General features: G+C 62.8%; 7 protein-coding genes. 3 read left to right on the forward strand and 4 right to left on the reverse strand.

The genetic code is table 11. The features are described 5' to 3' along the window. Positions 1 to 196 precede the first annotated feature (196 nt). Genes Q0601_RS24510 through Q0601_RS24525 form a run of 4 tightly spaced genes read right to left on the reverse strand, consistent with a single transcriptional unit; the run spans position 197 to position 2,824 of the window. Positions 197 to 1,141, reverse strand: a complete 945-nt coding sequence (locus Q0601_RS24510; protein ID WP_305292818.1) for a 2-hydroxyacid dehydrogenase — start codon at positions 1,139 to 1,141, stop codon at positions 197 to 199. Further along, positions 1,141 to 1,473: a tRNA-binding protein gene (locus Q0601_RS24515; protein WP_305292820.1), complete on the reverse strand. Its 333-nt coding sequence runs from the start codon at positions 1,471 to 1,473 to the stop codon at positions 1,141 to 1,143. The genes Q0601_RS24510 and Q0601_RS24515 overlap by 1 nt, the downstream gene beginning before the upstream one ends. Next, positions 1,470 to 2,285, reverse strand: coding sequence for a pyrroline-5-carboxylate reductase (proC, locus tag Q0601_RS24520; RefSeq protein ID WP_305292822.1), 816 nt, complete (start codon positions 2,283 to 2,285; stop codon positions 1,470 to 1,472). The genes Q0601_RS24515 and proC overlap by 4 nt, the downstream gene beginning before the upstream one ends. Positions 2,286 to 2,320: 35 nt before the next feature. Continuing rightward, on the reverse strand, positions 2,321 to 2,824 hold the full coding sequence (locus Q0601_RS24525; protein WP_305292824.1) for a type III secretion system chaperone family protein: 504 nt from the start codon (positions 2,822 to 2,824) through the stop codon (positions 2,321 to 2,323). 204 nt (positions 2,825 to 3,028) lie between these two features. Between Q0601_RS24525 and cobD the strand changes: the two genes are divergently transcribed. From cobD to ppk2, 3 genes are all read left to right on the forward strand, one after another. Beyond that, on the forward strand, positions 3,029 to 3,994 hold the full coding sequence (gene cobD / locus Q0601_RS24530) for a threonine-phosphate decarboxylase CobD (protein ID WP_305292826.1): 966 nt from the start codon (positions 3,029 to 3,031) through the stop codon (positions 3,992 to 3,994). A gap of 86 nt (positions 3,995 to 4,080) precedes the next feature. Further along, positions 4,081 to 4,635, forward strand: a complete 555-nt coding sequence (locus tag Q0601_RS24535) for a hypothetical protein (RefSeq protein WP_305292828.1) — start codon at positions 4,081 to 4,083, stop codon at positions 4,633 to 4,635. Positions 4,636 to 4,721: 86 nt separating this feature from the next. Then, positions 4,722 to 5,627 (forward strand): polyphosphate kinase 2, encoded by a 906-nt coding sequence (gene ppk2, locus Q0601_RS24540; protein ID WP_305292830.1) that lies wholly within the window; start codon positions 4,722 to 4,724, stop codon positions 5,625 to 5,627. Positions 5,628 to 5,768: the final 141 nt, after the last annotated feature.

Consider the following 5,768-nt stretch of genomic DNA (forward strand, 5'->3'; position numbering starts at 1 on the left):
CCCCCCCCCCCCCCCCCCCCCCCCCCCCCCCCCCCCCCCCCCCCCCCCCCCCCCCCCCCCCCCCCCCCCCCCCCCCCCCCCCCCCCCCCCCCCCCCCCCCCCCCCCCCCCTGCGGATCGCAGATGACCTTGCGTTCAACACAACGCAAGACGCAACCGCCCCAGCTTACCGATGTCTTCCGACCCGGAAGGCCCGATCAGACGACCCGGTCACCCGGCTCGCCGCCCTCAGCAAAAGCGATCAGGTTATCCAGCGCCCGCAATCCCATATCGGTCCGCACCTCATCTGTCGCGGTTCCCAGATGCGGCAACAGGCTGGTATTCGGCGCATCGATCAGTGCCTGCGGCACATGCGGTTCCTTTTCATAGACATCCAGCCCGGCACCCGCGATCGCGCCGTCATTCAGGGCACGGATCAGAGCCGCTTCCTCGACCACGTCCCCGCGCGAGATATTGACCAGATACCCACGCGGACCAAGCGCCTCCAGTTCCGCCTGCCCGATGATATGACGGGTTTCCGCGCCTCCGGGCACCGAGATCACCGCCACGTCGCAGGCTTTCAGCGTCTCGTGCAGATCCGGCATCTGGCGCGCGGGAATATCCAGCGCCGAAACGGATGAGCGGTTATGGAACACCACCCGCATGCCGAAGCCCAGATGACAGCGCCGGGCGATTGCCTTGCCGATCCGCCCCATGCCGATGATCCCCACCGTGGCCCCGGTGACATGCCCACCCAGAAATTGCGTCGGACGCCAGCCGGTCCATTCGCCGGCCCGCACGACGCGCTCGGCCTCGCTGGCGCGGCGCATGGTCATCAGGATCAGCGTCAGAGCGATGTCGGCCGTGGCGGCGGTGACGACATCCGGTGTGTTCGTGACGATAACGCCCGCCTCTTTGGCGGCCTGCACGTCGATATGATTATACCCGGCTCCAAAACTGGCCAGTATCTTGCAACGAATATCGCCTTTGAACGCATTCGCGCCAAAGGCATCGCCCAATGTCGGAATCACGGCGTCATATTCCCGCAGTGCCTCGGCGGCCTCGGCCTCGGTCAGCGGTTCATCCTGAAAAACCGCTTCGAACCGCGCCTTGATTGCACGGGTCGCCGTTTCGGTCATCTTCCGGGTCACAAGCAATTTCATCAATATAATCTCCCTCCATTCGGAACCATCAGATCGGGGCGGATCAGGACGACCTCGTTATCCTGATCGGGCACCCCCAGCACCAGCACCTCGGACATGAACGGACCGATCTGGCGCGGTGGAAAGTTCACCACACACAGCACCTGTTTGCCGATCAGATCTTCGGGCGTGTAATGCCGGGTGATCTGCGCCGAGGATTTGCGCTCTCCCAATTCGCCAAGATCCAGCCACAGCTTGATGGCGGGCTTGCGCGCCTCGGGGAAGGCTTCTGCGCGGGTGATGGTGGCGACACGGATATCGACCTTCAGGAAATCGTCGAAACCGATCGTCATTTCGCCCCCTTCCCCAATTCGCGCCCCCGTTCGGTCGCCGCCGCGACAGTGCGCCTTATCAGGGGCGGCAGGCCGGTTTCCTCGTCCATCAGCACTTTCAGCCCTGCGGCGGTGGTCCCGCCCGGCGAGGTCACATTCTCGCGCAGGACCGCCGGATCCTCGTCGGCATCCACGGCAAGCGCCCCCGCGCCCGCGACGGTCATCCGCGCCAGTTCCAGCGCCATATCCGCGGACAGGCCCTGTGCCTCACCCGCGCGGGCAAGTGCTTCGATCAGGTGGAAAACATAGGCCGGGCCACTGCCCGACAGGCCGGTCACGGCATCCATCTGTGCTTCATTGTCCAGCCGGACGACCCGCCCCACGGCAGACATCAAGGTTTCCGCCAGATCAAGATGCGCGGCGGTCGCGCCGTCATTGCCGATCAGGGCCGAGATGCCCTTGCCGATGGCCGCAGGCGTGTTCGGCATCACCCGGATGACCGGCGCGCCGGGGAAAGCGGCTTCGAAGGTCGAGATCGTCGTGCCTGCCGCGACCGAGACGACCAGCGTATCTTCGAGATCGGGCAATTCGCCCAAGGCATCCGCCATCATCTGCGGCTTGACGGCCAGCACAAGAACCGCGGGGTTTTCGGGCAGCGGCGCATTCACACGCAATCCCTTGTCCTGCCATTCGGGCGCAAGTTTCGGGTCGATCACGGTTACGGCACCGGCTTGCAGCCCCTGTGCCAGCCAGCCTTTCAGCATCGCGCCACCCATCCGGCCACAGCCGACCAGTACAAGGCCACGCGCGTTGATATCGTTGAATTCGCTCATCCGCACCCCCTGGATCACGGGGGCGGAATGCCCCCTTATGCCCGTCCGTAGGCCTCGCCCATGGCGATGTCCAGAGCTTCGCCCACGCTCGTATTCGCCCAGCCGACCAGCTGGAAGGCGGGATAGAAGCGTTCGCAGGCGGAAATAGCGTTGCCGATCATTTCGTCGATCTGTTCGGGCGTGGCCAGATTGTCTCCGGCCAGAACCAACCCGTAGCGCCATACCATCAGCTTCTGATGCGCCCAGAAGGTGAAAGCACCCTCCCACACCTCGTCATTGGCGCGGTTCAATGCTTCGTAGAGCATCGGCAGCCGGTCTGCGGGTGGGTCCATATCGAATGTGCAGATCAAGCGCAGCATCTCTTCGCCCGACGACCATGCGAGCGTAAGCGAATAGCTTCGCCACTGCCCTTCGACGATCATTGCAATCTGGTCATCCGCCAGTCGGTCGAAATCCCATTCATAATGCGTGGCTACGGTTTCCACGATATCAATCGGGTGAATGTCGTCGCTTGGGATGAAATGTCCGGTCTGTGCCATATCTGTACCTGCCTGACTGCCAGCGCGGTCTTATGACCGCTAGAGATTGTGGCGACCTCAACACCGGGCGGGATCGCCGGTAACTCCTTACAATATATCGTGGTGCGGATTGCGTCTGCTGTAAAGCGAAAATATCAGTTGCAGGGGAACTATCACGGTCGCATTCCCGCTTATGGGGTGGGCAGGCCATTGAAAGGCAAGCGAATGCAGCGCGATCACGGTGGCGATATCGACAGGGCGGCAAAGCAATACGGTCCGGGCGACTGGATCGATCTTTCGACCGGGATCAACCGCCGTCCCTGGCCGGTGGCGGCCCTTGATGATCAAATCTGGCGCATCCTGCCTACCGCGGCGGCACAGCAGAAACTGATCGGGGTGGCCGCCGAATGGTTTCGCTGCGATTCCAACTCAGTGCTGCCGGTGGCGGGCGCAACGGCTGCTATCCAGTTGATCCCGCGCCTGCTTCCCCTGGGGCGGGCGACGGTTCTGACGCCCAGCTATAACGAATATGCGGCCAGCTTGCGCTCTGCCGGCTGGAAGGTCAGCGAATGCGCCCGGATCGAGGACATGGCGGGCGCGGATCTGGCGGTCGTGGTCAATCCGAACAATCCCGACGGGCGCGAATGGGCGCCAGAGCAACTGTCGGAACTGGCCACGGAAACCGGCCATCTGATCGTGGATGAAAGCTTTGCCGATCCGCGCCCCGATCTGTCGCTTGCCCCGATGCTGCCCGCGAATGTGCTGATCCTGCGAAGCTTCGGCAAATTCTGGGGGCTGGCGGGGCTGCGTCTTGGCTTTCTGATCGCCCCGCCCGCTTTTCTGAAACCGTTCGCCGAGGCTGCGGGACCGTGGCCGGTCAGCGGGCCGGCATTGGAAATCGGCGCGGCTGCCATCGCCGATCACGGCTGGGCCGACAGCACGGTGGTTTATCATTCCGAAGCCAGCCTGCGCCTTGATCGGCTTGCCATATCGGCGGGTTGGCAGGCTTTGGGCGGAACGCATCTGTTCCGCCTTTACGATACCGGCAACGCCATGGCCGAGCAGGACCGGCTGGCCCATGCGCATATCTGGAGCAGGCGCTTTCCCTATTCCGACCGTTGGCTGCGGCTGGGCATTCCCGGCAATGCACAGGAATGGGAGCGCGTGGCCCGGGTTCTCTCGCGCAGGTGATCGCCTGCAAGGCGGGGGCCGGACGAAGACACTGGCAATTCATTGGAAGAGCCGGCAGAATCGCGCGGCCATTACCGGAGCAGATCATGGATATCGGACCCGCAATCGAGCCCCGCGCAATCGCACGCGCCACCATCCCATATCCCAGGCCCGACCGGACTGCCAACCGTCCTCTGGGGTGGATGCTTGCAGTTGCGTTAACCTCTTGGCTTGGTGCCGTCCCCGCTATCGCGGATGCTCCGCTGATCGTGCTGGACCAGACGCAGCTTCCCTTTGATCTGGGTCCCGGCCATCCGGCGAACAATCCCGCCAATCCGGCGAACTCGCCCAATGCAACATGGAACTCCGCCGGCAATACCGCCAATTCTCCGACGACATGGGGAAACCGCCCCTCGAATCCGGCGAACGAGAAGCGGCTGATCATCACGGCGGATGGCGGGGTTCTGGGCTATTACGCGACCAATGCGGGCGGCGTGCTGAACCTGTTCGACGTGAATGGCCGCCGCATCGCCTATCGTCCCGCCAAGGGCACCAGAAGCCTGTTCACGACGGGCGGCGCATGGTGCGGAACCGTCGATGACGGGCGCGGCGGTTTCGTCATCGCCGTCACCCGAAGCTGCGCGGCGAAATTCGACGGCTGAGCCGCATCCCTTGCGCCTTGTCCCCGTCATGGCCTTATTTCCGTTACATTGCCGCATTAAAGGGAAGGCACATACCGGAGAGTATTATGAACAAGCACCCAAAGGACTGGCTGGAAGCCGAGCTTCAGGACACAATCGACGAGGATGTCGAGATCGAGATGGAAGACGCGATCCTGTCCGCCGAGATCAAACGCATCTATCACAGCCACCATCCCGATCAGTTGCCGCGCAAGGAATATTTCCGGGAACTCCTGCGCCTGCAATCGGAACTGATCAGGTTGCAGGACTGGGTCAGCTATCACAAGGAAAAGGTGGTCGTCATCTTCGAGGGCCGCGATTCGGCGGGCAAGGGTGGCGCGATCAAGCGGATCACCCAGCGCCTGAACCCCCGGATAGTGCGCACCGTGGCCTTGCCCGCGCCATCGGACAGGGAAAAGACCCAATGGTATTTTCAGCGATATGTGCCGCATCTGCCGGCAGGCGGCGAAATCGTCCTGTTCGACCGCAGCTGGTATAACCGCGCGGGGGTAGAGCGCGTGATGGGCTTTGCCGATGACGATCAGGTCGAGCAGTTCTTTCAGGACGTTCCCGAATTCGAACGGATGCTGGTGCGCTCGGGGATCAGGCTGGTGAAATACTGGTTCTCGATCACCGATGAAGAACAGCAGATGCGATTCCTGATCCGCATTCACGACCCGCTGAAGCAATGGAAGCTGTCGCCGATGGATTTGCAGTCCCGCGTCCGCTGGGAGGATTACACCAAGGCCAAGGAAGAAATGTTCGAGCGCACGAATATCGAAGAGGCGCCGTGGTATATCGTTTCGGGCAACGACAAGAAACGCGCACGGCTGAATTGCATGAGTCATCTGCTGGACCTCATCCCCTACGAGGACGTGCCGCATGAAGAGGTCACGCTGCCCAATCGGGTCTTCAACCCCGATTACGAACGCGAGGTCTTGCCACGCGAGCTATATGTACCGCAGAAATACTGAACCGGGACAGGGGGGGGGGGGCCCCCCCCCCCCGCCCCCCGGGCCCCCCCCCGGGGATTTGTGGGGAAATATAGGGGCGGGCGGGGGGTTTTTTATGTTTTAAGGAGTGTAGAGCGCCCCCCGGCATGGGGGGAGGCCGGG

This window comes from Paracoccus wurundjeri (assembly GCF_030678915.1).
Taxonomy (GTDB): Bacteria; Pseudomonadota; Alphaproteobacteria; order Rhodobacterales; family Rhodobacteraceae; genus Paracoccus; species Paracoccus onubensis_A.

Excerpts from the sequence above, each read along its gene's own strand:
- Q0601_RS24510 (WP_305292818.1), bottom strand. The coding sequence starts at position 1,141 with ATGAAATTGCTTGTGACCCGGAAGATGACCGAAACGGCGACCCGTGCA.
- Q0601_RS24515 (WP_305292820.1), bottom strand. The coding sequence starts at position 1,473 with ATGACGATCGGTTTCGACGATTTCCTGAAGGTCGATATCCGTGTCGCC.
- proC (WP_305292822.1), bottom strand. The coding sequence starts at position 2,285 with ATGAGCGAATTCAACGATATCAACGCGCGTGGCCTTGTACTGGTCGGC.
- Q0601_RS24525 (WP_305292824.1), bottom strand. The coding sequence starts at position 2,824 with ATGGCACAGACCGGACATTTCATCCCAAGCGACGACATTCACCCGATT.
- cobD (WP_305292826.1), top strand. The coding sequence starts at position 3,029 with ATGCAGCGCGATCACGGTGGCGATATCGACAGGGCGGCAAAGCAATAC.
- Q0601_RS24535 (WP_305292828.1), top strand. The coding sequence starts at position 4,081 with ATGGATATCGGACCCGCAATCGAGCCCCGCGCAATCGCACGCGCCACC.
- ppk2 (WP_305292830.1), top strand. The coding sequence starts at position 4,722 with ATGAACAAGCACCCAAAGGACTGGCTGGAAGCCGAGCTTCAGGACACA.